Below are 24,638 nucleotides of genomic sequence, written 5' to 3'. Positions count from 1 at the left end.
CATCCCCATCGTGCGATCTCTTGGGCGAGCGCCAAGCGTTGGGATAACGCCCCCCCGATGGGAGCGCTATCCGAAAGCCGCGCCCGATCCCCACGACTTTGGTCGTAGAGAGGGGCGGGAGGGGAGGTGCGTTACTTCCCCGCTTCCTTCTCCTTGTAGAAGCCTTGCAGCACCCAGAACGCCGGCTTGCGGCGGCCGGTCGGCGAGACCAGACCCTTGCGGTTCCAGCCCTGCTGGTAGATCGGGTGCTGACGGCGCGGGCTGCGGAAGTCCTTGAGGATCCAGGGCGACATGCCGCGCATGGTCGGGATCTTGCGGGCCATGGCCAAGGTCTTCTCGTAGTACTTCTTCTGGAAGTCCTCGGAGAACTTGCGGATCAGCACAGGGTCGTTGAAGCCGGCCAGGGCGTCGGCCCCGAACTCGGAGAGCACCATCGGCTTGTCGGTGACCTTCCAGGCGATGTCGGGCAGGGCGTCCAGGGCGTCGTCGCTGTACCAGCCGTTGTAGGTGTTGGCCGACAGCACATCCAGCTTGTCGGCCAGCGGATCGTTGAGGCCCATCAAGGGGCGGCCGTCCGCCGTCTTGCGGTCGGTCAGCAGGGCGGCGGTGACCAGGCGGCTGTCGTCCAGCGTCCGGACGTCGTCGACCAGCTGATAGAGGAAGGTGTTGCGAGCGTCGGTGATCGGCGTCTCGTTGGCCACGCTCCACATGATGATCGAGGCGCGGTTGCGGTCGCGGCGGATGTTGTCGGCCAGCATGTCGCGCGCCAGCTTCATCGTGCGCGGATTGGCGAAGTCGACCAGCCAATAGACCGGGATCTCGCTCCAGACCAGCAGGCCCATCTCGTCGGCGACGCGGGTGGTGACCTCGCTGTGCGGATAGTGGGCCAGGCGCACGAAGTTGCCGTGCAGGCCGTCCTTGACCTCGGACAGCAGGGCGCGGGCCCCGGCCTCGGTGATGGTGCGGGCGGGGTTCTCGCCGAACTCCTCCTCGTGGATCGAGATGCCGCGCAGGAAGATCGGCTTGCCATTCAGCAGGATCTCGCTGCCCTTGGTCTCGATGGTGCGGAAGCCGACCCGATCGGTCAGGCGGTCCTCACCGGTCTGGACGACGACGTCGTACAGCTTGGGCTTTTCCGGCGACCAGCGGACCAGGCCCTTGGGTGCGGCGGCCGAGGCGTTCAGCACGCCTTGCGCGTCGGTCTTGCCCGTGACGTCGAGGCCCAGCTCGGCAACGCGGACGTGGATCTCCTGGCCCGCCGCCTGGGCGCCGTCCAGCTTCACGGTGGCCGTGATCTTGCCGTCCTTGCCAAGGCGCACCCAGGCCTCGTCGATGAAGGTGCCCGGGGTGATGACCAGGCGCATCGGTCGTGTGACGCCGCCATAGTTCTCCCAGTCGGTGACCGGCGGCGGCACACCATCCGTCTGAGGCGTGGAGTCGACGCCGACCGTGATCTGGTTGTTGTTGGCCCGCAGGACGTCGGTGACCTCCATCGAGAACGGCGTGAAGCCGCCCTCGTGCTCGCCCACGGCCTTGCCGTTCAGATAGACCTTGGCGGTGTAGTTGACCGCTTCGAAGCGCAGGAAGGCGCGCTGGCCGGGCTTCAGGGCCGGCGCGTCGAAGCGGCGCTCATACCACATCAGGCCGTTGTAGTAGCGCAGCGACGGGTCATGGCCGATCCAGCCGCCGGGCAGGGTGGCCGTCGGGCTACGGTCCATGTCGTATTCGTAGAGCGCGGTTGGCTTGGCCTTGGTCAGGGCGTCGACGTCGACGTCGTCATAGCGCCGATGGCCGGCGCCCGGCGCGCCGCGATGGAAGCCAGCCAGGCCGTCGCGGTAGGGATCGACGGAGTAATGCCAGGTCCCCGAAAGGTCTTGGCCGTCGCGGTTGTCGGCCCGGGTCAGGGTGGGCGAGGAGGCCTGCGCCGCCGGCGCCAGCAGGACCAAGGCGCCGATCGCGCCCAGCAGCGCCTTCAATCTCGTTCCCATCGCGTCCTCCACCAGCTCTTCGGCCTTGTGCGCATAGGTTGAAGCACGGAGACCGGCCAGGGCGCAACCAAATTGGTCATACCAATTTCCGGCGAGGATCGAGGGCAAAGAAAAAGCGGCCCGATCGGTGTGACCGGGCCGCCCTAGGTGGGTCTTGTCTAGAGCCTTAGAAGCTCTTGCGAACCGTGACGCCGTAGGTGCGCGGGGCGTTCGGATAGCCGCTGTAGCTGCCGTCCTGGGCCACGGTCGGGAAAGCCGAAATCAGGCTGTCGTCCTTGGTCAGGTTGCGGGCCCACAGCATCACCTCGACCTGGTGGGCCGTGTTGGTGACGCCCAGGCTGGCGTTGACCACGTTCTGGTCGTAGCTCGACAGGTTCGGCGCCACGGTCTCGGTCAGCTGGGTCTTGCTGACATAGTCGTATTCCACCCGGGCATAGCCCTGGTAGTCGCCGCCGAAGTCGTGATTGACCGTCGCCGAGGTCGAGAACGACCACTTGGGGATACCGGCCGGGGTGTCGCCGGTCAGGTCGCGGAAGTTCGGACGCAGGCCGGTGGCCGGGTTCACCGGGCAGCGGGCCGTGTCGTAGTTCACGCAGGCCGCGCCGGTGAAGCTGTCGTACTTCGGATCCAGATAGGTCACGGCCGCCGTCAGGTTCAGCCAGCCGGTCGGACGCCAGGCGCTGTCGACCTCGAAGCCCTTCACCGACTCCTCGCCGGCGTTGACCAGGCTGTAGCCGATGCCGGTGAAGGCGTTCGACTGGAAGCCCTTGATCGACTGCTTGAACACCGCGACGTTGGCGTAGCCGCCGGGGAAGCTGGCCTTCAGGCCCGCCTCATAGACATTGACGTCTTCCGGATTGGCGGTGCGGCCAACCCCCGCCGCGTTCGGCGGACGGCTGTCGGACGACAGGTTGAACGCCCCGGCCTTCCAGCCCGTGGAGTAGCTGACATAGGCGTTGATCGCGCCGAAGTCGTAGGCGGCGCGGACGGCGTAGGTGACCTTGTTGGCCTTCAGCTCGCCCGACTCGGTGGCGTTGGGGAAGTTGACCGGTCCGTGGGTCGGGGCGTTGCCGTAGAAGAACTGCAGGCCGCCCAGTGCCTGGTACAGGTTGCCCGGCAGGCCCAGGGCCGGGAACTGCGGCACGGCCGCCAGGTTCAGCGACGAGAACGGGTCGGTCAGGACGACGTTCGAGCGGGCCTTCTTGTCGTCGTTCAGATAGGCCAGGCCGCCGGTCAGGGTCAGCTTGTCGGTGACCTTGTAGTCGGCCTGGCCGAACAGCGAGTACGACGTCTGCTTCATGCTGTAGTAGTCGTCGATGCCCTGGCCGGCCTGGAAGTAGGTCGTGCCGGGCTTGACCAGGGTCGGCGTCGCCAGGCTCTGCAGGAACTCCAGCGCATAGATGTTCGACTTGCCGGTCAGCACCGGGCGTAGCGCCGCGGGCAGGGCGCCCAGCAGCGCGGCCGGCACCGGACCCGACAGGGTCTCGGCGAAGGCGCGGATGTCCGTGCCGTACTTGATGGTCCGGCCGGTATCGAGCTTTTCATGCTGGTAGAAGCCGCCGATCAGCCAGTTCAGCGGACCATCGCCACTGGAGGCCAAGCGCAGTTCCTGGGTGAAGGTCTTGATGTTGTTGGCGGTCGAGTTGTTGGCGATGTCGGCGCCGGTGAAGTCCACGTCCTGGAACGAGGCGTTCTTCTGGTTCCGATAGGCGGTGATCGAGGTCAGGTTGGCGAAGCCCAGGTCGTGGTCGATCTGGCCCGAGACGCCCTTGCCCGACAGGTCGTTGGACGGGTCGGTGTTGAAGATCACGTTGCGTTCGAAGACCTTGCTCGGGTCGCCGATCGGCTTCTTCAGCACGCCGCCGATCGCCAGGGTGGCCGGGCCGTTGAAGATCGAGGCGACGGCGCAGCAGGTCTCGGAGATCTTGTTGTAGTCGGCGATGATCCGCACCGAGGTCTTGTCGGTCGGCTCCCACAGCACGTCGCCGCGCACGGACCAGCGGTCGCGGTCGTTGACGTCGTTGCCGGTGGTCAGGTTGGTGAAGAAGCCGTCGCGCTTGTTCAGGCTGCCCGACAGGCGGACGGCCAGGGTGTCGCTGAGCGGGCCGGTGAAGGTGGCCTTGACCTGACGCGCATTGTAGTTGCCGACCGTGGCTTCGATCTTACCGCCAGTTTCGAACTGGGGTTTCTTGGTGACGATGCTGATCGCGCCGGCCGACACGTTCTTGCCGAACAGGGTCGATTGCGGGCCGCGCAGCACTTCGATGCGCTCGACTTCCGGAAGATCGTCCAGGGCCGCGGCCGAGCGGCTGCGATAGACCCCGTCGATGAATACGCCGACGGAGCTTTCGATGCCGTCGTTGCCGTTGCCGTTGCCGAAGCCGCGGATGACGAAGTTGGTCTGGCCGGTGGCGTTGAACTGCGAGACCTTCAGCGACGGCACGACCGACTGCAGGTCGATCAGGTCGCGGACCTGGGCGCGCTCGATCGTCTGCTGGCCGGTGACGGCCACCGAGATCGGCACGTCCTGCAGGGTCTGTTCCCGCTTGGTGGCGGTGACGACGATTTCTTCGATGGCGGTGTTGTCAGCGGGCGCGGACTTTACCTGGGCGAGGGCCGGCGAGGCGAGGGCGAGCGCCAGAGCAGACACCCCCAAAAGATGGACGTTTCTCATAAATATCTCCCTGTTTTCTTTTATTATCGGCCGCGTTTCTTCCCATCCCGCCTCGAGCAATCGCGGGTTTCTTTTGGGGAAGAGCGGTCGTGTTGACGTAGGGGAAGGGCGATCCTGACCGGCCGGCCGGGCCGCGCGAGGCGGTCGGAAGGGCCGAGCCGTGGATGAGGACGCTTTGCGTCATGTTTTCGCCCCAGCGCGCCCGGTCTTGCATCCCGAGCGCGGCTACAACGATTTTAATATGACCTTGATATTCTAGCGCAAGTTAGAATTTTCCAGATTGAACCAGACGGCGTTCGGGACCAGCCTGAAATATCGGTGTTTGCTCGACGACAGAATCGGGCGCGCCGGCGGAGGAGAGAGCGATTGTCGAAGGGGGATTCCCTGATCCTGGCCGAAGAGGCCAGGCCCATGGCGCAGAGCCAGAAGTCGGTGAAGAAGCGCGAGGCGATCCTGCGCGCGGCCATCGAGATCATCAACGCCAAGGGTTTCGCGGCCGCGACCATGACCGACATCGCCGCGGCCATCCATCTGCGCGACGCGGCGCTCTACTACTATTTCCCCAACAAGCAGGCCCTGGCCTTCGCCGGCCACCAGCGCTCGCTGCAGCGGTTCGAGGCCATCCTGGCGGTGGTCGAGGCGGACGGAGGCCAAGGCCTCTGCAAGCTCCGGCGCTTCCTGAGCGCCCTGCTGGACGACGCGGTGACTAACGGGCCGCAGCTCTATTTCGGCGACAGCTCGTATCTTGACGAGACCCAGCGCCACGCGATCGAGGAATGGACCGCGCGCCTCAGCAAGCGCCTCGAGCGGTTCCTTGAGGAAGGCATGGCCGACGGCACGATCGCGGTCTGCGAGCCGCCCCTGGTGGTGCAGCTGCTGGTCGGCATGCTGATCTGGCTGACCAAATGGACCCCGACCACCCCCGGCTTGACCAATGAACGGCTGCTGGAGGCGATCGAGACCACGGCCCTGCAAGGGCTGGCGAAGGCATAAAGAGCTTCCTAGCTGAAGCTCCACAATCTCTTGTCATCCCGGACGCGCTTGCGCGATCCGGAACCCAGGGGCCAAGCACAGTGAGGTTGCTCCTGGGTCCCGGCTCTCCGCTTCGCTGCGGCCGGGATGACGAGCAAAAAAGGAGCTTTCGCTAAGCGAGCCCCAGCTCCGCCCGAACCTTCTTGGTCAGCTTGGCGGCGATCAGGCCGTGGGCGCTCTTCAGCCAGTCGGCGACCTCGGCGTCGTCCTGACCGGAGAGGTCGTCGAAGCGCACCCACCCTGCACGGGCGAGATAAGGGGCGGGTGTGGCCCGGCCGCTCTCGGTCAGGACCTCGAACGCGACGTCCGAGGCCTTGAACGAGATCCCGCCCTTGGGGACGGCGTTCCCCCGGACGGCGAACATCTTGCCGCCGACCTTGAACACGTGGTCGTCGCCCCACTGGATGGAGAGGGTCGCGCCCGGCAGGGCCAGGCACGCCTTGTCGAAGGCCTCGGGCGTCATCAGGCCTCGACGCCCGCGCCGCTGACCCCCAAGCCGATCGGGCAGACGACGCCGGTGCCGCCGATGCCGCAATAGCCGTTCGGGTTCTTGGCCAGGTATTGCTGGTGATAGTCCTCGGCGAAATAGAACGGGCCGGCGGCGGCGATTTCGGTGGTGATGTCGCCCAGGCCCTTGGCCGACAAGGCCTGCTGGTAGGCTTCCTTCGACTCCACGGCCGCGGCGGCCTGGGCGTCGTTGGCGACATAGATACCCGAGCGGTACTGGGTGCCGACGTCACCGCCCTGGCGCATGCCCTGGGTCGGATCGTGGTTCTCCCAGAAGGCCTTCAGCAGGGCCTCGTAGGTGACGACCTTCGGGTCGAACACCACCAGCACCACCTCGGTATGGCCCGTGCGGCCGCTGCAGACCTCCTCATAGGTCGGGTTCGGCGTGATCCCGGCCGCGTAGCCGGCGGCGGTCACATAGACCCCCGGGACCTGCCAGAACACCCGCTCGACGCCCCAGAAGCAGCCCATGGCGAACACCGCCGTCTCCAGGCCGTCCGGATAGGGGCCCTTCAGCGGGTGGCCGTTGATGAAGTGGGTGGTCGCGGTCGGGATCGCCTGCGCTCGGCCGGGCAGGGCCGTGTCGGCGGTGGGCATCTCGACGGACTTCTTGAACGACAGCATGGCGGGCCTTTCGGACGCGGGAAACCTTCGGCCGCAGATATAAGCGCTCGCGCCAGGAGTTTCATCCGGGAACGCGCTTGCTACCGGCCGGTCCCTGAGTATATTGCGCGCCTTCCCGCGCCGGGGGTCTCAACCACCCCCGACTCGAGTGCGCTGGTGAGGTGGCCGAGTGGTTGAAGGCGCACGCCTGGAACGCGTGTATAGGGGAAACTCTATCGAGGGTTCGAATCCCTCTCTCACCGCCATTACCTTGTATAAGTCCTTGTTTATTTTGGATTTTTGGCCAGAGCAGCTTTTGGGCCCTACTTCTGGCCCCACCCTACCAAGTTGCTGTTTGAGCAAAAATATTGCGCAGGCCTAGCTACATGCGCGATTAGCGTCCCGTTTGCACCGAGGAGCAGTAGGCTGCTCTGTCGGTCGATCCGCGTCTTTCTTCCCTGAGTTGGTCAGAAACGAAATCGGGGCTGAGCCGTAGGTGCGTCGAAGCGCTACTGAGGCTGTCTACGACAGGGGCATAAGCACTATCTCGCATCGCTCAACGTCCAGGCCGATCGGAAAATGTTCGCGAAAGCGCGCGGCTGAGTGGTTGGCGGGCGCGGCCTGGGCAGCTGGTTGGCTCCTCCCATGCCGCTATGAGGCCGTCAAATACGTCCTCCACGCAAAAAACCGCCTTCGCCGCGAAGACCATCGCATCGGAGGTCAGAGGATTGCTGCGTGATCTCGAGATCGGGCTTGCGCCAGCGATTGCTCGTGGAACTGCCTAAGCCAGCACTCGGTCGAGGGCCGTCACGACATGGTTGATGTTCGCCTCGGTCAGGCCCGCGTGGGTCGGCAGGTTCAAGCCATCGGCGCCGCAGGCCTCAGCCTGCGTTAGGTCACCGGTCGCCAAGTGCGCGTAAGGCGGCATGACGTGCATCGGGTGGAACACCGGTCGGCTCTCGATGCCCAGGGAGTCCAGGTTCTTGATCACCTGGTCGCGCGAGATGGCCAGGCCCTCGCCGAGGCGCACCGTGTACATCCAGAACACGTGACGGCCTGTATCGGTGACATAGGGCTTGATCACCCGGGCGCCCAAGCGGGAGAGCTTCTTCTCGTACCAAGCTGCGATCCGTTTGCGGGCGGCCAGATGGTGCTCAACCCGCTCCAACTGGGCGAGGCCAATGGCGGCCTGGATGTTGGTCATGCGGTAGTTGAAGCCGACGACCGGGAACCAGTAGCGACGGCTCGGGTCCATGCCCTGGCTGCGATACAGCCGCATAGTCTTAGCCAACTCGTCGTCGTTGGTCGTGATCATCCCGCCTTCGCCGGTGGTGATGATCTTGTTGCCGAAGAAGCTGAAGATCGCGCAGTCGCCCAGCGAGCCCGACATCTTGCCCTTGTAGGTCGCGCCCACGGCCTCGGCCGCGTCCTCGATGACCATCAAGTTGTGCTTCTTGGCGATCTCCAGAATCGGATCCATGTCGGCCATCTGGCCGTACAGGTGGACGGGCATGATCGCCTTTGTGCGCGGCGTGATCTTGGCCTCGATCGCGGCCGGATCGACATTGAAGGTGCGCGGATCGTTGTCGACCAGCACCACCGTGCCGCCGCAGTAGGTTACCGCGTTGCACGAGGCGATGTAGGTCAGGCTAGGGATGATCACCTCATCGCCCGGACCGATGCCCATGGCCACCAGGGCCAGATGCAGCGCCGTCGTGCCGTTGTTGCAGGTGATCGCGTGCTTGACGCCGCAGTAGTCGGCGAAGGCCTTTTCGAAGTCGGTGATGAAGGGGCCGGTTGACGAGATCCACGTCGAATCCAGGCATTCGAGTACATAGTCGCGTTCATTGCCGTCCAGGCTTGGAACCGCGACCGCGATCCGTGACGGGTCTTGCGTCATGTGTTGTCGATCCTAGGGCAGGGAAGGGGACGTCAGTTCCGCGAGCGCCGGACGATGTCGGCTTCCACCATCTCGGCGATCATGTCCTGCATGGTCGTCGTGGCCTCCCAGCCCAGCTTGGCCTTGGCCTTGGCCGGGTCGCCCAGCAGCAGGTCGACCTCGGCCGGACGCAGGAACTTCGGATTGATCGTGATGTGGTCCTGGTAGTTCAGGCCGACCGTGGCGAACGCGACCTCGCACATCTGGCGGACCGTCCAGGTCTTGCCGGTGGCGACCACGTAGTCGTCCGGGGTCTCCTGCTGCAGCATCAGCCACATGGCCTCGACATAGTCACGGGCGTGACCCCAGTCGCGCTTGGCGTCGAGATTGCCCAGCTCGACCGTCTTCTGCTGGCCCAGCTTGATCGCCGCCACCGCGTCGGTGACCTTGCGGGTCACGAACTCGATGCCGCGCAGCGGGCTCTCGTGGTTGAACAGGATGCCGGCCGAGGCGTGCAGCCCGAAGCTCTCGCGATAGTTCACCGTCATCCAGTGGGCGTAGAGCTTGGCCACGGCATAGGGCGAACGCGGATAGAAGGGGGTGGTCTCCGACTGGATCGGATGCTGCACCAGACCGTACATTTCCGACGACGAGGCCTGGTAGAAGCGGGCCTGCGGRCATTCCAGCCGCACGGCCTCCAGCATGTTGGTGGTCCCCAGGCCCGTGACCGAACCGGTCAGGTGCGGCTGGTCCCACGAGGCGCCGACGAAGCTCTGGGCGGCGAGGTTRTAGACCTCGTCSGGCTGCAGCCGGCGCATCAGCCGCGAGAGGCCGCCCTCGTCCAGCAGGTCGCCCAGCTCGAAGCGGATGTCGTCATAGACGCCCATCCAGCGCAGGCGGTCGCCGATCACGTCGGCCGAGGCCGAGCGGCGCAGCATGCCGTGGACGGTATAGCCCTTCTCCAGCAGCAGCTTGGCGAGATAGGCGCCGTCCTGACCGGTCACACCGGTGATCAATGCCGTCTTGGCCATACGCTGCCGTCGACTCCAGTAACAACGAAGGGTCCTGACTACACTATTGGCGCCGATTGGAAAGCGGCCAGAGGACCGCTTTCCAAAAAGCGTTGGAAATCAGGTTGTTGAAACCCGCCTACTCCTCGCGCATGGCCGTGCGCATCGCGTCGCGCAGGGGCGAGAACAGATACTGCAGCACGGTGCGTTCGCCGGTCGGCACCACCACCTCGGCCGGCATGCCTGCGGTGACCTTGGCGCGGAACTCCCTTGGCAACTGCTTCACGTCGACTTGAACGATCGCGAGGAAATAGACCGTCTTGCCCTCTGGATCGCTCAACCGGTCGCGCGAAATCGACATGATCTTGCCGTTCAGGATCGGGATTTCGCGAGAATGGAAGGACGGAAGACGCACCTCGGTCACCATGCCGGGGTAGATATTGTCGACGTCGGTCGGCGCGAAATGGGCCTGGATCACGAATGCCTCGTTGTCCGGTGCGATATCGACCAGCGGCTCGGCGGCGCGAACGACCGCGCCTTCAGTGAAGAAGCGCAGGTTCTGGGCCGTGCCTTCGACCGGCGAGACGACGTTGATCCGTCGCTGGGCGTCGGAGGCCACGACCTCCCGTTCGGTCACCTCGGCCAACTTGACGCGGGTCTCGCTGATGCTCTGGCTGACTTCCTCGAAGAACTGCTGCCGGATCTGACGGATCTTCAGCTGGGTTTCCGCCATCCCCTGCACCGCCTTGGAACGGTCGGCGGTCAAGCGGCCGATCGAGCCCGACAGCGAAGCCTGCTCCCGCTCCAGCGCCAGCAGGCGCGGCCGCGGCACGAGGCCCTTGTCGTAGATCTTGCGCAGATCGCTGAGCTCGTCCTCGATGAAGCCCAGCTGGTCCTTCAGACCCTGAGTCTGGCGGTCGATGCCCTCGATCTCGCTCTTATACTGGTCCCGCTGGGCGTTCATCAGGTCGGTCTGGCCCTGGATCGTCTGGCGGCGTTCGAGAAACTGGGACTGCTCGTCGGCGATCGCCCGCGCGACCATCGGGTCGGCGCGCTGGCTGAGCAAGTCGGCCGGGAAACTGATGGTCGGGCGCTGGTCGCGCTCGGCCAGCAAGCGCGCCTCCATGGCCATCAAGGCCACGTACTGGTTCTTGGTGATCCCCGCGGCGGCGTTGGCCTGGGTCGGGTCCAGCTCGAACAGGATCTGGCCGGCCTTCACCTTCTGGCCCTCGTGCACGAGGATCTTGCGGAGCATGCCGCCTTCCAGGTGCTGGATGGTCTTGCGATTGCCCTCCGCGGTGATGACGCCGCCGGCCCTCACGGAGCTGTCCAGCTTCGTGAACCCGGCCGCGAACAGGCCTAGGAACAGCACGGCGATCACGGCGTAGCCTATACGGGCCACGCTTTTGTAGTTGTCCGTCGGACGCTGGATCTTGGGGGGCTTCATCTTGTCTTCAGCCTGATGGGCGCGTCCCGTGGACGGCCTTAGGAAAGGGAGCGAACGGACGACTAGTGGGCGCTCTGGATCGGCGTGGGCGCGGTCGGCTGGGGCGGCGGCGCCGCGCCGGTCAGCTTGGCCAGCATGGCGTCGCGCGGACCGAAGTCGGCGATGACGCCCTGGTTGATGACCATGATGTAGTCGGCCTGACCCAGCAGGTTCACCTTGTGGGTGGCGAAGATCACGGTGCGCTTGGCGGCCTTCAGCTTGTTCATGGCTTCCATCAGCGCGATCTCGCCGGTCTGGTCCAGGCTGGCGTTCGGTTCGTCCAGAACCAGCAGGGCCGGCATCCGGAAGATGGCGCGGGCCAGGGCCAGGCGCTGGCGCTGGCCGCCCGAGAGCGAGGCGCCGCCTTCGCCGATCGGCGTGTCGTAACCCATGGGCAAGCCCTGGATCATCTCGTGCACGCCGGCCAGGGTGGCCGCCTCGATGACTTCCTGGGATTCGTACTCGGTGAAGCGGGCGATGTTCTGGGCGACGGTGCCCGAGAACAGCTCGATGTCCTGCGGCAGGTAGCCGATGTGGCGGCCCAGCTTCTCGGGATCCCACTGTTTGATGTCGTAGCCGTCGAGGCGGATCACGCCCGCCGCGCACGGCCAAACGCCGACGATGCCGCGCAGCAGCGACGACTTGCCCGCCGCGCTGGGACCGACCAGCGCCACGGCCGTGCCGGCCTCGATGCGGAAACTGGCCTGGCGCATGGTCGGAACCTGCGCGCCCGGCGGCAGGATCGAGGCGGCCTCGGCCGACAGCACGCCGCGCGGGTCCGGCAGCGGCATGTGGTCTTCGGCTGACTTCTCCTCACGGAGCATGGTTTGCAGGCGATCCCACGAGCTGCGGGCCCCCAGCAGGCCCTTCCACTGACCGACGGCGCCTTCGATCGGCGCGAGGGCGCGGCCGACCAGGATCGAACCGGCGATCATGGCGCCCGCCGAGATCTTACCCTCGATCGCCAGATAGGCGCCGCCCCCCAAGATCAGGGTCTGAACCACCTGGCGGAACACCTTGATGCCGGACATCACCGCGCCGCCGGCGTCGCTGGCGGCGGCCTGCCAGGCCACCTGCTCATCGCGACGGACGCGCCAACGCGCCTGCAGGCCGCCCCACATGCCCATCGCCTTCATGACCTCGGCGTTGCGCAGGGTCGAGCTGGCGTCGTTCTGGGCCGCGATCGAGGCCATGGTGGCCATCTGCACGGGGTTCTTGGTGCTGCGGTCGTTCATCACGGCCAGGCCGAAAATGATGAAGCAGCTGATGATGGCCAGGATGCCGAAGTAAGGGTGCAACATCCACGAGACGACGACGAAGACGGGCGTCCAGGGCGCGTCGCAGAAGGCGATCAGGCCGCCCGTCATGAACTCGCGGACTTGGTCCATGTCGCGGAACGCTTGGCCGCCTCCACCGCGCCGGCTGAGCGTCGAATCCAGCACCGCCTTGAAGATCGGGTCGCGCGCCACGCCGTCGAACTTCAGGCCGCCGCGCACCAGAACCTGGGTGCGGAGCGCCTCCAGCAACCCGTAGATGATGAACAGGAAGACGCAGATGATGGTCAGGACCACCAGCGTCGAGACGCTGCGGCTCGACAGCACGCGGTCATAGACCTGCAGCATGTACATCGGGCTGACCAGGGCCAGGATGTTGATGAAGAAACTGAAGACCATGGCGGTGATCACCGCCGGCTTCGCGACCAACACGGCCTGGTCCAGGATAGTCGGCTTCTCGCCGGAGCGGTTGAAGATCATTTCGAGCCTTCAGGACGCCACGCTAGCGAGCGGGGCCGTATACAGTAACAACTTAGGTCGCGTCTCGACCACGAAATTGTGGCCGAAAAACAGCACGACATGCTTGGCCTAGAGCATAGGGCGAACCCGTTCGCAAGTGGGCTCCCGGCGGCGATGCGCGAAAACAGAAAACGCCGCCCAGGCGAACCGGGGCGGCGTCGAAGTTCTGAAGGTCGCCAACCTCCCGTGAGGGAGATTGGCGGCTTTCGATATTAAACCAGCGTGATGACGTTGGTGCCAGCGCCAGCAGCCGTCGACAGGTCGATGTGGCCGGTCAGCTTCACGACGATGTCGGTGGCGGCGAAGGTGCCCGCGGCGTTCGTCGTGTTGTCTTCGACGACGTAGGTGTCGTTGCCGTACCAGAACCAGGTGATGCCAGCGTTGGCAGCGCCCGTGGCCGACTGGGCCGCGAGGTCCAGGGCTTCGGCCAGGGTCGTCGCCGCGTTCACGTTGATCTTCGCGGTGTTGAAGGTCTCGGTGCCGACGTTGGCGAAGGTGATCGAGTCGCCAGCGCCGATGGTGTCGGCGATGGTGATCATGTTCGCGACCGAAACCGAAGCGGTCACGTTGATCGCATCGACGCCGCCACCCAGGGTGACGGTCGAAGCGTGGGCCGAGGTGGTGATCGTGTCGTCACCAGCGCCGGCGTCCAGGGTCGAAGCGCCGCCCAGGGTGATCGTGTCGTCGCCCGCGCCGGTCGAAACCGTAGCGGCCGTCGTCAGGGTCACCGTGTCGTCACCCGAACCGGTCGAAACCGTCAGGCCAGCAGTCGCGATCTGAACGTTCGTGGTGTTCAGGGTCACGTCACCGGTCACAGCCGAAGCGTCGATCTTGCTCAGGCCGTTGGTGCCGGTGGTGCCGAACTGGCCCGTGAAGGCGACGCTGATGTCTTGAGCGCCGGTCACGGTCAGGGTGCGAGCCGCCGCGTCCGTCAGCGAGATGACGTTGGCGGTGAAGCCCGAGGCCGAACCCGAGTTGATGGTCACGGCTTCGATATTGGCGATCGCGACGATCTTACCGTCGACCGTGGTCGGAGCGGTCTCATCGGTGCTGCCCACGCCGGCGAAGCCGATCGTGTAAGCATCAGCCGAACCGCCCACGTTGGCGAAGGTCAGCGTCGTGGTGCCAGCAGCGGCGGTGCCGGTGACCGACAGGGATTGAGCCGCCGTCACGTTCGAGAACGTGCCGGTGCCGCCACCCGCGCCCAGTTCCAGGCTGGCGATGGTCGAACCCGTCAGCAGCGCGGCGTCGAGCGTGTTAGCGCCCAGGCCCAGCACTTCGAAGTTCTTGAACATCGAACCGTTGCCGGCGTTGATCAGAGCCGAGGCCACGGTGTCCGAACCGTCGCCGCCGTCCACGACCGAGGTCGCCGAGGTGGTGACAGCGGTGGTGCCCAGCAGACGGTCGGCGCCGGCGCCCAGGGTGATCGACGTGCCGGTCTTCAGCGCGCCGGCCAGGGTCAGGTAGTCCGAGCCCGCGCCGCCGGCGAAGGTGACGCCGTCAGTCGCATCGACCGTGATGGTCGAGGTGCCCGTGGTGCCCGAGGTGTCGACCTTGGTCAGAGCCGTGACGGCCGACAGGTCGGCGGTCAGACCAGCCGAACCGGTCACCGTAGCGGTGGACAGGGCGGCCAGCGTGGCGGTGCCGACGGTCAGAACGGCCGAACCCGCGACGGTCAGAGCCGTAGCAGCCGAGTCCGCCAGGGTGGTGACCGTGGCGGCGCCGGTGACGTTGGCGTTGATCGTCTTGTACTGGTTGGCGGTCAGCGACGTGGTCGTGCCCTTGCCCAGGTTCAGGGCCAGGGTCGAAGCCGCGATGCCGTCCGTGATCGCCGTGGCGTTCGCGGTGACGGTGACGGCGCCGACGCCACCCGTCAGCGACAGGGTCGCCAGCGAGTTGTCGTTGATGCCGACGGTGCCGGCGTTGGTCAGGCTCACCGAAGTGATCGTGCCAGCCTTGGTGGCCGAGGCCGAGTTCACGTCGTTGATCGTCACGGCGCCGTTGACGACACCGGCCTTGGTGGCCGAGGCGGTCGCGGCGGCGGTTTGAGCGACGGTGACCGAGGTGTTGGTCGACTTGCCGGTGACGGTCACGGCGCCGAGGGTCGCCGTGGTGTTGACGGCGTTGCCGGCGGTTTCGGTGATCGAGACGGTGGTGCCGCCCGTCACGCCGATGGCGCCTTGCGTCACAGCGCCGGTCACCTTGGCCGAGACGGTCACGGCGCCGGCCGGAGCGGTCGTCGCGCCGACCGAAATGGTGCCGGTGCTGGTCGTGGTGGTGGTGACGCCAACGGACGAACCGCCGTTGACGACCACGGCGCCGCCGCCGAGAGCGGCGTCGGTCACGTTGGTGGCCGTCGTGGCGCTGGTCGTGACGGTGGTGCCGCCGACCGTCGTGCTGTTCAGGGTCGCGAGACCCGTCCAGGCGGTGGTGTCGAGGGTCGTCGTGCCGACCGAGAGCACATTGGCCGTTTCGACGTTCTTCACGGTCAGGCCGAGCACGGCGGCCGTGCTGAAGCCGCCGAGGACGTCGGTGATGTTCAGGGTGTCGGTGCCGCCGGCGCCATCGATCGAGTCGAGGTTCGTCAGCGTGGTCAGGGTCGCGCCGTTGATCGTGCCGTTGATCGTGTCGTTGTTGGCGGTGCCCGAGATGGTGTCAACGCTGGCGGTCAGAGCCAGGGTCGAACCCACAACACCCGACGACGGATAGGCGGTGAACAGGTTCACGCCGGCCGAGTTGTCGCTCGACAGGGTGCCGTCCGACAGGTCGCTGATCATGGCGGTCGTGGCGGTGGCGTAACCACCGATGCCCGACACCGTGGCGGCGTTCAGGATTTCACCGATCAGGGCGGCCTTGACGGCCAGGTCGATGTCGGCGGCGGCGGTCAGGCCGGTGTTGGCCTTCACGAAGTTCGTGAGGTAGGTGATGTTCTCGGCGCGGCTCAGATAGGCCACGGCGTCGGCGACGTTGACACCGGCGGCGGTGGCGGCGGCGTTGCCGATGATCTTGTCATAGGCCGACGCGACGGTCTGGGCGTACGACACCGAACCGTAGGCGAGAGCGAAAGCGGCGGCGCCTTCACCAGCGCCCGTGGCGAGGTTGATCGAGAAGTTGATGAAGCGGTTTTCCTGAGCGAACTTCGAATAGTACGCGTCGTTCAGGTCGTTGGTGTTGGTGGTCGAGTCGACCAGGTAGTCCAGACCGGCGGCCGACGGAGCGTGGCCGGTGAAGAACTGGTAGGTCTCGATCGCAACGGCCGTCGTGCTGTTGACCAGCTTCAGGGTGTTGTTCAGAGCGGTGGCGTCCGAAATGCCACCGGTCGACGACTGCGTCGCGTAGGCGTCGATCGTCAGGGTGGTGGCGGCGTCAGGCGCCTTGCCGAGGTTAGCGTTGGTGTACAGAGCCACCAATTGGGCCGTGGTATAGGCCATGAGAATTGTCTCCCAAAAAAATCCCACACCCCCTGCGACCTAGTGGCACGCATGGGAGCAGCGAAGGCTATAGAGCAAACGTCATACGTCGACAATAGCTGAAATCGCGGGGTACAGCATTTTTCTAACCGGTACAGCAAATTCCTATATAGCGTTCCTTGAACCCCCCTTCGGAACGCGTTATACAGAGGGCGATTTCGTCGGGTGGATGAGTGAGCGCGCCCGCGCTCCTTCGCACCGGTCGAAGCGCGAGGTCTTTGTTATGTATGGCAATCCACAACGACGCAGCACCTCGGAGGTTCAAGACCTCCGCCGTGAGGGCGGTCGCTGGCTGAAGGAAATGCGCGAGGCTGTCGGCCTGTCGCAACGCCAGCTCGCGGCCAAGGTCGGCGCGGACTACTACACGTTCATCTCGCAGCTCGAGACCGGTCGAGGCCGCATTCCGCCCGACCGTTACCGCGACTGGGCCCAGGCGTTCGAGGTTCCGGAGAAGACTTTCGTCCGCGAACTGCTCCGCTTCTACGATCCGATCACCTACGAGATCCTGTTCAGCGAAGAGTAGTTCGGTTAGTGTGCCGCCGCCGGCGGGGGCCGGCTGTCGTTTTTTAGGCTTGGGAAACTTCCAACCGCATGGCCGCACAGGTCCTTTCGTTCTTTCAGCGCTCGCCCCGCCTGGCGCCGGCTCCGACTGACTGGAGTCAGCAGGAACTCGCCGAATTCTATCGCGTCGAAGGCGCCCTGATCCGCGCCGGCATCCGCGTGGGCACCGACCGCGGCCTCAGCGACGAGAACGAGCCCTGGTTCGTCTTCTATCGTTCCGACGATGGCGAGGTGGTGATCCATTTCGCCCGCATCGACGGCGAATACCTGATCGCCGGACCGGCCTATGAAGAGATCGCCCGCGGCTTCGACTTCACTGCCCTGGTCCGCAACCTGGTGGCGCGTCATCCGCTGATCCGCCGTTCGGAAAGCAGCGGCAATCTGTCGATCCATCCCGCCGCCCTGCTGGTGGCCGTGGTCGGCACCGCGTTCTTCAAGACGGGCGAAGCCCGTGCGGCCGAAACCGGCGCCACGAACAATCATTCCAGCCACAGCCGCCCGGCGCTTCTGTCGTCGAGCTCGGCCTCCGGCCTGACCGGCGGCCCGCCGATCGCTTCCCAGCAGCCGGCCTACGACTCCGTCCGGGTCCCCGCGAACCAGGCCGTGCTGATCATGGCGGCCGCGCTGTTCGCCTCGGACTACGGCGTCGACGCCGCCAGTCTTGATCCGGTGGCTCACACCGCGATCTCGGCCGCCGCCGCCGCGCTTGACTTCGGTGGCGTAAGCGCCGCGCCGCTGCCGTCCAGCGGCGGGATCACCCTCGCCTCCGCGAGCCACGCCGTTGTCATCGACAACACGCCGGCTCAGGCCGTGTCGAGCGTCCTTTCTCTCGTGGCGATCCTGTCGTCTTTGCCGCTTTCCGCGAGCGCGCCCTCCTCGACCGACGGCCTGCTGGTCGGCGCCGGCGATTTCACGCATCACGACCTCGCGCTGGCGCCCCTGCCGACCTCCGCCGACGCGGGCAACTGGGCGATCGACGTGCGCCTGGGCGTCAATCTGCGCGGGCTTCCCTCGGTTGAAGCGGTCCAACTGGTCCGCGGATTGGTCGGCGACGGCAGCGCGCAGAAGATCTCGGTGATCGAGGTCGCCAAGCTGCCCGACGTACTGGCTGACCTGATCGCCAAGGGCGACCACTATAACGTCACGCCGGCGACGCCCGCGACGCCAACGCCGGAACCGGTGACGGCCGAGCCGAGCCCGACTCCTGTCGAAGACGTCGCGACTCCGGTCCCGCCGATCTCGACGCCCGCGGATCCGCAGCCCGTTCCGACCCCGGTCGAGCCGCAGCCGACCGCGCAGCAACCGACCGCCCCGCCGCCCGCCCCGCCGACCTTCGCCGCGCCGGACCTGGTCAAGCAGTTCATCGACTACTTCATCGCCCATACCGGTAGCGTCGAGATCATGGTGCAGGGCACCACGATCGTCATGTTCGACGCCCATATCCTGCACGATGCGAGCGCGGTGACACACCTGACCAGCATGACCTTCGACTTCGCCGATGGCGGCTCGATCAGTCTTGTCGGCAATCATTCTTCCTTCCTGAACGACGGGATTCTGGTCTAGACGGAACGTCTGGGGCGTCACGCTCCGGATGTTGCGAGATCAGAGAGCGACGGCCTTTCAGGTCTCGCTCGGGAAGGACTGATTTGAGGCCCGCACGCCTGGACCTGGCGATGAGTTCCGCCATGCGCGCTCCCGTCGTCGAGACGCCGAACGCTTCTCCTGACGCGCCGGCGCCGGCGCCTTCGGGCCCGCCGCCGCGTCGCCGGTTCGGCCTGGCCCGTCGGCTCCTGGCGCCCGTGCTGTCGCCCGTGGCCAACTACGCGCGTCGCTACCTGCAGGCCAGCGTCGAGCACGAGCTGCGGCAGGCGCAAGGCCACCTCAACGTCCTGTCGAGCGAGCTGCACGCCACCCAAGCCCGCCTCGACCATACCCAAACCCTGCTGCACCTGGTGTTGCAACAGCAGCAGGCCGCCGCCGTCGCGACGCAGGCGATCGCGACCCAGCTGGCGCGGATCGAGGGTCACAGCGCCCGGGCGGAGGACCACGGTGTCCGGATCGAGGGCTTGAGCCATCGGATCGAGGGCCTAGGCCACAAGATCGAGGACGACCTGGCCCGCCTGCCCGGCCTGTTCGGCCCGCGCTTCGACGAGCTGGAGATCAAGCAGCGGCCGTTGATCGCCTATGACGACGAGTCGATGGCGATCCGCATGCGCGACGGCTACGTCCTGGCTCCCCGCGCCCTACCGACCTTCGTCACCATGTTGGCCAACGCCACCAGCAAGGGTCTGGAGCCCGGCACCGGCGACGTGCTGCGCCGCCTGATCCAGCCCGGCATGACCGTCGCCGACGTCGGCGCCAATATCGGCCTGCTGACCCTGCTGATGGCCTGGGCGACCGGTCCGGGCGGCAAGGTCGTCGCCTTCGAACCCGAGGCGATCCCGCGTTCGAACCTCGAAAAGATGAAGCATCTCAATGGCCTGTCTTGGGTCGAGGTGCGCGACCAGGCCGTCGGCGAGCAGGCCGGCCGCTTGACCTTCCACGTCAGCGACATCATCGGCCACAGCTCGCTCTACGCCCTGCCCGAGGCCGAGGAGGCCCGCACGGTCGAGGTCGAGGTCGTGCGCCTGGACGACGTCGCGCCCGCCAAGCGCATGGACGTGGTCAAGATCGATGTCGAGGGCGCTGAGCTGGACGTGCTGGCCGGCATGAGCGGCGTGATCGCCAAGAACCCGGACCTGGCCATCGTCGCCGAGTTCGGCCCCGAGCACTTAAAGCGCGTCGGCCAGACCCCCGCCCAGTGGTTCAAGGCCTTCGCCGACGCCGGCTTCAAGGCCTATATCATCGACGAGGCGACCAGCGCCTGCGCGCCGACCAGCGCCAAGGCCGCCGCCAAGGTGGTCTCGGCCAACATCGCCTTCGTGCGCGCCGGCGGCGACGCCGAGCGGCGCCTGCTGCAGCGCTAGGACCTCGCCCGTGAAGATCTGCTGGGTCACGCCGTTCGCCCTCCGCTCGTCGATCGGTCGCGTCAGCGCCGAGGTCACGCGCGCCCTGGCCGCCCGGGGCCATCAGGTCGAGATCCTGCGCTGCGAGGACGCCGACGCGCCCGGCGAACCGCTGCACCCCACGCCCCTGCCCGTCCGGCACTGGCGATCCTACGACCTGGCGCGCCTGCGGACCGAGTTCGATGTCGTCATCGTCAATATCGGCGACAACTATCCCTTCCACGCCGGCGTGTTCGCGATCCTGGACGCCGCGCCGTGCCTGGGGATCTTCCACGACTTCTATATCTACAACCTGTTCTCGGGCTGGCTGCACTACAACGGCCTGGACTATCGCCGGCACGACGCCGAGGTCATCCACACCTACGGCGCGGCGGCCGAGGCCGATGCGGTCGCCGTCCGCTCGGGCCAGATGCTGGACATGGGCGAGATCGCCGCCAAGCTGCCGATGACCGAGTGGCTGGCCAGCCGTTGCGAGGCCGCCCTGGCTCATGCGCGCTTCTACGCGCCGAAGCTGGAGGCTGTCTGCCCCGGCCCGGTGGCCGTGACGCCGCTCTGCTGCCCCGACCGCGCGACGCCGCCGGGCCCGGCCAAGGCCAAGGACCAACTGGTCATCACCACGGTGGGCGTGATGAACGCCAACAAGCGCGTCGCCGACGTGATCCGCGCGATCGGCGGCTCCGAGGCCCTGAAGGCCTGCGCCTATCGCCTGGTTGGCCCCATCTCGGACGAGGAGCGCGCGCGCCTGACGGCCATCGCGGCCGAGGTCGGCTTCGAGAACCTGACTATCGAAGGCGCGGTGGACGACGAGACCCTGGACCAGCGCCTGGCCGAGGCCGACATCATGGTCTGCCTGCGCAAGCCGGTGCTGGAGGGCGCCTCGGGCTCGGCCTGCGAGGCCATGCTGAGTGGCCGCCCGACCGTGGTGGCCAAGGCCGGCTTCTACGGTGAGCTGCCGGACGACCTGGTGTTCAAGATCGACGGCGAGATCGTGGTCGAGGAACTCCGCGCGGTGCTAGAGCGCCTGGTCGCCGATCCGGTCCTGCGCCGCGAGACCGGCGTCGCCGCCCGCGCCTGGGCGCTGGAAACCCTGAACGCCGAGCGCTACGCCGCCGCTGTTGAAGCCCTGGCCGAGACCCAGGTCACCAGTCGCCCGCTGCTGGCCGTCGGCCGCCGCCTCGGCGCCGAGCTGAAGGCCATGGGCTTGGCCGACACCGATCCGGCGACGGCCCGGATCGGCGCCACGCTGCAAAGGCTGTTCGCGCCCCTGGATGCTTAAGCACTCCTGCTGACCGGCGGCGCGCAGTACGTGTCGAGGAAGGCCTGGTGCTGCGGCAGGCGCGTCACCGCGCCGGCGATGTTGCGCTTCAGGTCATCCAGCGCCTGCTTCAGCTGCTGTGGCGGCATCAACCGGCCCATGTGGTGATAGGTCTGGGGCGTCACGCGCTGGCCCAGCAGGACCTGTAGCCACGAGTCGACCTGGAACAGCTCGCCGGGCGCCTGATAGACCTGGGCGCCTTGCCGGAACAGTTCGATCCGCTGGGCCAGGCTGTCGGGGATGTCCATCTCGCGCACTTGGTCCCAGAACGGGCTGTCGGTCCGCTCGGTCGCCTTGTAGTGCAGGATGATGAAGTCGCGGATCTTCTCCAACTCGTCGTCGGCTTGGCGGTTGTAGCGGTCGACCACGGCCTGGCTGACGCCGGCGAACGGGAACAGCTGCATCAGCCGCGTCACCCCGATCATGATCAGGTGGATCGAGGTCGATTCCAGGGGCTCGACGAAGCCGCTGGCCAGGCCCAGCGCGACCACGTTCTTGTCCCAGGTCTTGCGGCGGCGGCCGGTGCGATAGCGGATCAGGCGCGGCTCGATCAGGGTCTCGCCCTCGATCTCGGCCATCAGCATGTCCTTGGCCTCGTCGTCGGACATGTGCGCGTTGCTGTAGACGAGGCCGTTGCCGACGCGATGCTGCAGCGGGATCTTCCAGCGCCAGCCGGCCTTGTGGGCGATGGCGCGGGTATAGGGCACGGCCGGCTCGGTCGAGCGCGTCTGGACGGCCAGGGCGCTGTTGGTCGGCAGCCATTGGCCCCAATCCTCGAACCCGGCCTTGAGGGTCTGCTCGATCAGCAGGCCCCGGAAGCCGGTGCAGTCGACGAACAGATCGCCCTCGACGAGGTCCCCCGACTCCATGACCAGGGCCTCGACATAGCCGTCGGTCGATCGCTGGCGAACACTGGAGATCTTGCCTTCGACGCGCCGCACGCCGTCGCGCTCGGCCATGCCGCGCAGGAACCGGCCGTAGAGTCCCGCGTCCAGGTGGTAGGCGTAGTTCAGCGGGCTCTCTTCGCCGGTGAAGAACTTGTTCTGCTCGGCCGCTTTCAACTCGAAGCAGTAGTCGCCGAGGTCGCCGCCGAAGCCCTGCGCCTTGGCCTGCATCCAGAAATGATGGAAGCCGCCCATCCAGGTGGATTTGCCGACCTGACCGAACGAGTGGATGTAGCGGTCGCCGATCTCGCCCCAGTTCTCGAACAGGATGCCCAGCTTGAAGGTCGCCTGGGTGGCGCGCATGAACTCCGGCTCGTCGATGCCGAGCAGGGCGTTGAAGGTGCGGGCCGTGGGGATCGTCGACTCGCCGACCCCGACCGTGCCGATGTCCTCGGACTCGACCAGGGTGATGTCGAGCAGCGGGCCCAGCTGCCGGGCCAGGGCGGCGGCGGCCATCCAGCCGGCGGTGCCCCCGCCTGCGATCACCACCTTGCGGATCGTCTGCTGGTCCATCGGTCCCTCCCAGGGGTCTTATCGGTTGAGACGGTCGAGCAGGTAGGCGCGCAGGCGGCGGGCCTTCAGCTCGTCCATCGGGCCCAGCGGACCGCGAGCGGCCTCGGGCAGGTGCGCCCCGGCGCGCTCGGCGGGGCCGAACAGGTAGTAGTCGAACAGGGCCTTCCAGCCCTGCTTCTCGAAATCGGGCCGGTCGCGCAGGCTGAGCAGGCCGTGCAGCAGCGTGTTCATCGGCGTATCGACATAGGCTGGCGAGGCGTTCCACCAGTAGTTCACCAGCACGTTGAAGGCGTCCAGCGCCTCGACCTGGTGCCACCACAGGGCGGGATAGACCAGCACGTCGCCGGGTTCGAGCTCGGCCACCTGGGCCGCCGCTTGAGCCTCGCGGAACCGCGGGTGGCGGTCGAGATCCGGCCGCTCGAAGTCGACCATGCTGACCACCTGACCGCCAGGTGTCGGCTCCAGCGGACCGGGATAGAGGTTGGCGACCTGATCGGGCGGGAACAGGGTGAAGCGCCGCCGGCCYACGGCGCAGACGGCGATGTTGTTGGACATGTCGTAGTGGGCCGCGGCCACCGTGCGGTTGCCCAGCCAGATCCCGGCCATCGGCGGCTCTGGACCAAAACTCTCGGGACCAAGGCCCAGGTCGTTGGCCGCCTTCAGGCTGGGGAAATAGGCGTCGAGATCGGTGGAGCCGACATAGACCGACGGGGCGTCGTTCCGGCCCTCGACCTCCTCGATGCGCCGCAGGAAGGTCTCGAGCGGCGCCCGCTCGGCCCTGAAGTTCATGCCCGTGCGGGTCTCGTCATAGAAGAAACGGCCCTTGATAGCCGGGTCGCCCGTATAGCCGACCACGCGTCCGCCCTGGTCGTGGGCGCGGATATAGTCGCGGGCCGCCTGGCCGGATTGAAGACCCGCCTGGACCAGCGGCCAGTCGCGCGCCAAGCCCTTGAAGACCATCGGCGTCTGGCCGGCCAGCACCGCGTCGAACGGGATCTCGGCCGGCGTCGCGACCGTCGTCTCCAGCGTCCGGCGGGCGACCAGGGCGTTCATGCCGCGCTGGCTTCCTGGGCGGCTCGACGCGAGGCCTTGCGGGCGATCAGCGCCTCGACATTGCCCATCGACGCGATGATCCAGTGGGCAGCGCGCAGCAGGCCCGACTGGTGCAGGCGCTCCAGAGGCTCGCCGGTGATGGCCGCCAGGCGGTCGGGGGCCAGGGTGAAGACGTCCGGCAGATTGTAGGCGGTGTTGTCGTCGAGCTTGATCTCGATATCGATGGGCTCGATCAGGCCCAGTTCGTCGAAGAAGGCGAACATCGGTCCGGCGACTTCCAGGCCGTCGTGGATCTGGCCCAGGGCCCGGCTGACGCCCTGCAGATAGGGCGCGTTGCCGCCGGCCGGCAGAAACAGGGGCTCGCCTTCGACGCGGCTGATCCGCGGGTGGTCGAGGTCGACATGGATCATCGGCCGCGGCTCGCCGCCGGGCTCGTCGCGTTGCAGGGCGATCGAGAACGGCCCGCGTCGCTGGACCGCCGGCACGTAGCGGGCGTTCCAGCCGGCCTCGTCCAGGAACAGATTCTCGTCGCGGTCCAGGCCCAGCAAGGCCACCGCCTGATAGGCGCCGTTGGCGTCCTTGCGGATCAGGATCGGATATTCGCGCTGCACCGCCTCGAACTCGGTCGGCAGCACCAGGACCTGGTTGATCGCGTCGCCGAATGCCGCGCCGTGGATCGCGATCACACGCAGATCGGCGTGGTCGACATTGTTCAAAAGCACCCGGTTCRTGTCCGCCCCACTCACGCTCGTCGTACTCACGCACTTCAAAGGAAGAAAGGGGCCGCCGCAAGCGCGACGACCCC

17 protein-coding genes and 1 tRNA gene are annotated in these 24,638 nt (G+C 66.5%); 6 read left to right on the top strand and 12 right to left on the bottom strand.

Going from position 1 to position 24,638, the window contains the following annotated elements:
• Positions 1 to 131: 131 nt before the first annotated feature.
• Complete coding sequence (locus tag AC1DSO_RS06015; protein ID WP_477067982.1) at positions 132 to 1,988, bottom strand: glycoside hydrolase family 2 protein; 1,857 nt, start codon at positions 1,986 to 1,988, stop codon at positions 132 to 134.
• A 166-nt stretch (positions 1,989 to 2,154) separates the two neighbouring features.
• Positions 2,155 to 4,662 (bottom strand): TonB-dependent receptor, encoded by a 2,508-nt coding sequence (locus AC1DSO_RS06010; RefSeq protein ID WP_477067981.1) that lies wholly within the window; start codon positions 4,660 to 4,662, stop codon positions 2,155 to 2,157.
• Positions 4,663 to 5,028: 366 nt separating this feature from the next.
• Here AC1DSO_RS06010 and AC1DSO_RS06005 point away from each other — a divergent pair, with 366 nt between their 5' ends.
• Positions 5,029 to 5,655 (top strand): TetR/AcrR family transcriptional regulator, encoded by a 627-nt coding sequence (locus tag AC1DSO_RS06005; RefSeq protein ID WP_477067980.1) that lies wholly within the window; start codon positions 5,029 to 5,031, stop codon positions 5,653 to 5,655.
• 151 nt (positions 5,656 to 5,806) lie between these two features.
• Here the strand turns inward: AC1DSO_RS06005 and AC1DSO_RS06000 are convergent, their stop codons facing one another.
• Positions 5,807 to 6,157 (bottom strand): MmcQ/YjbR family DNA-binding protein, encoded by a 351-nt coding sequence (locus AC1DSO_RS06000; RefSeq protein ID WP_477067979.1) that lies wholly within the window; start codon positions 6,155 to 6,157, stop codon positions 5,807 to 5,809.
• Complete coding sequence (gene msrA, locus AC1DSO_RS05995; protein WP_477067978.1) at positions 6,157 to 6,825, bottom strand: peptide-methionine (S)-S-oxide reductase MsrA; 669 nt, start codon at positions 6,823 to 6,825, stop codon at positions 6,157 to 6,159. Before msrA ends, AC1DSO_RS06000 begins: the two co-directional genes overlap by 1 nt.
• A gap of 155 nt (positions 6,826 to 6,980) precedes the next feature.
• Between msrA and AC1DSO_RS05990 the strand changes: the two genes are divergently transcribed.
• Positions 6,981 to 7,070: transfer RNA gene (locus AC1DSO_RS05990), tRNA-Ser, on the top strand.
• 515 nt (positions 7,071 to 7,585) lie between these two features.
• Here AC1DSO_RS05990 and AC1DSO_RS05985 read toward each other — a convergent pair.
• The 5 genes from AC1DSO_RS05985 to AC1DSO_RS05965 form a co-directional block, all read right to left on the bottom strand.
• Positions 7,586 to 8,704 (bottom strand): DegT/DnrJ/EryC1/StrS family aminotransferase, encoded by a 1,119-nt coding sequence (locus AC1DSO_RS05985; protein WP_477067977.1) that lies wholly within the window; start codon positions 8,702 to 8,704, stop codon positions 7,586 to 7,588.
• A gap of 32 nt (positions 8,705 to 8,736) precedes the next feature.
• Positions 8,737 to 9,714: a GDP-mannose 4,6-dehydratase gene (gene gmd, locus AC1DSO_RS05980; RefSeq protein ID WP_477067976.1), complete on the bottom strand. Its 978-nt coding sequence runs from the start codon at positions 9,712 to 9,714 to the stop codon at positions 8,737 to 8,739.
• 118 nt (positions 9,715 to 9,832) lie between these two features.
• Positions 9,833 to 11,140 (bottom strand): HlyD family type I secretion periplasmic adaptor subunit, encoded by a 1,308-nt coding sequence (locus tag AC1DSO_RS05975; RefSeq protein WP_477067975.1) that lies wholly within the window; start codon positions 11,138 to 11,140, stop codon positions 9,833 to 9,835.
• Between the two features lie 62 nt (positions 11,141 to 11,202).
• On the bottom strand, positions 11,203 to 12,930 hold the full coding sequence (locus tag AC1DSO_RS05970) for a type I secretion system permease/ATPase (RefSeq protein WP_477067996.1): 1,728 nt from the start codon (positions 12,928 to 12,930) through the stop codon (positions 11,203 to 11,205).
• Positions 12,931 to 13,184: 254 nt separating this feature from the next.
• Positions 13,185 to 16,403, bottom strand: a complete 3,219-nt coding sequence (locus AC1DSO_RS05965; RefSeq protein ID WP_477067974.1) for an S-layer protein RsaA — start codon at positions 16,401 to 16,403, stop codon at positions 13,185 to 13,187.
• Between the two features lie 262 nt (positions 16,404 to 16,665).
• On the opposite strand from AC1DSO_RS05965, the gene AC1DSO_RS05960 reads away from it, so the two are divergent.
• From AC1DSO_RS05960 to AC1DSO_RS05945, 4 genes are all read left to right on the top strand, one after another.
• Positions 16,666 to 16,965: a helix-turn-helix domain-containing protein gene (locus AC1DSO_RS05960; RefSeq protein ID WP_477067973.1), complete on the top strand. Its 300-nt coding sequence runs from the start codon at positions 16,666 to 16,668 to the stop codon at positions 16,963 to 16,965.
• A gap of 68 nt (positions 16,966 to 17,033) precedes the next feature.
• Positions 17,034 to 18,566: a hypothetical protein gene (locus AC1DSO_RS05955; RefSeq protein ID WP_477067972.1), complete on the top strand. Its 1,533-nt coding sequence runs from the start codon at positions 17,034 to 17,036 to the stop codon at positions 18,564 to 18,566.
• A gap of 83 nt (positions 18,567 to 18,649) precedes the next feature.
• Complete coding sequence (locus tag AC1DSO_RS05950) at positions 18,650 to 19,969, top strand: FkbM family methyltransferase (RefSeq protein WP_477067971.1); 1,320 nt, start codon at positions 18,650 to 18,652, stop codon at positions 19,967 to 19,969.
• A 10-nt stretch (positions 19,970 to 19,979) separates the two neighbouring features.
• A complete protein-coding gene (locus AC1DSO_RS05945; RefSeq protein WP_477067970.1) occupies positions 19,980 to 21,284 on the top strand; it encodes a glycosyltransferase family 4 protein in 1,305 nt (434 codons plus the stop codon).
• Here the strand turns inward: AC1DSO_RS05945 and AC1DSO_RS05940 are convergent.
• The 3 genes from AC1DSO_RS05940 to AC1DSO_RS05930 are packed head-to-tail and all read right to left on the bottom strand — an operon-like array spanning position 21,281 to position 24,579.
• A complete protein-coding gene (locus AC1DSO_RS05940) occupies positions 21,281 to 22,780 on the bottom strand; it encodes a tryptophan halogenase family protein (protein WP_477067969.1) in 1,500 nt (499 codons plus the stop codon). The genes AC1DSO_RS05945 and AC1DSO_RS05940 overlap by 4 nt on opposite strands.
• An 18-nt stretch (positions 22,781 to 22,798) precedes the next feature.
• Entirely contained in the window at positions 22,799 to 23,917 is a 1,119-nt protein-coding gene (locus tag AC1DSO_RS05935; RefSeq protein ID WP_477067995.1) for a cupin-like domain-containing protein, read from the bottom strand.
• Positions 23,830 to 24,579 carry a SapC family protein gene (locus AC1DSO_RS05930; protein ID WP_477067994.1) on the bottom strand — a complete coding sequence of 250 codons (750 nt, stop codon included), beginning with the start codon at positions 24,577 to 24,579 and terminating at the stop codon, positions 23,830 to 23,832. The genes AC1DSO_RS05935 and AC1DSO_RS05930 overlap by 88 nt, the downstream gene beginning before the upstream one ends.
• Positions 24,580 to 24,638: the final 59 nt, after the last annotated feature.

It is taken from the genome of Caulobacter sp. P4_E5, from assembly GCF_056401555.1.
The sequence above is the reverse complement of the archived record's forward strand: the minus strand, read 5'-3'. Positions and strand labels throughout refer to the sequence as shown.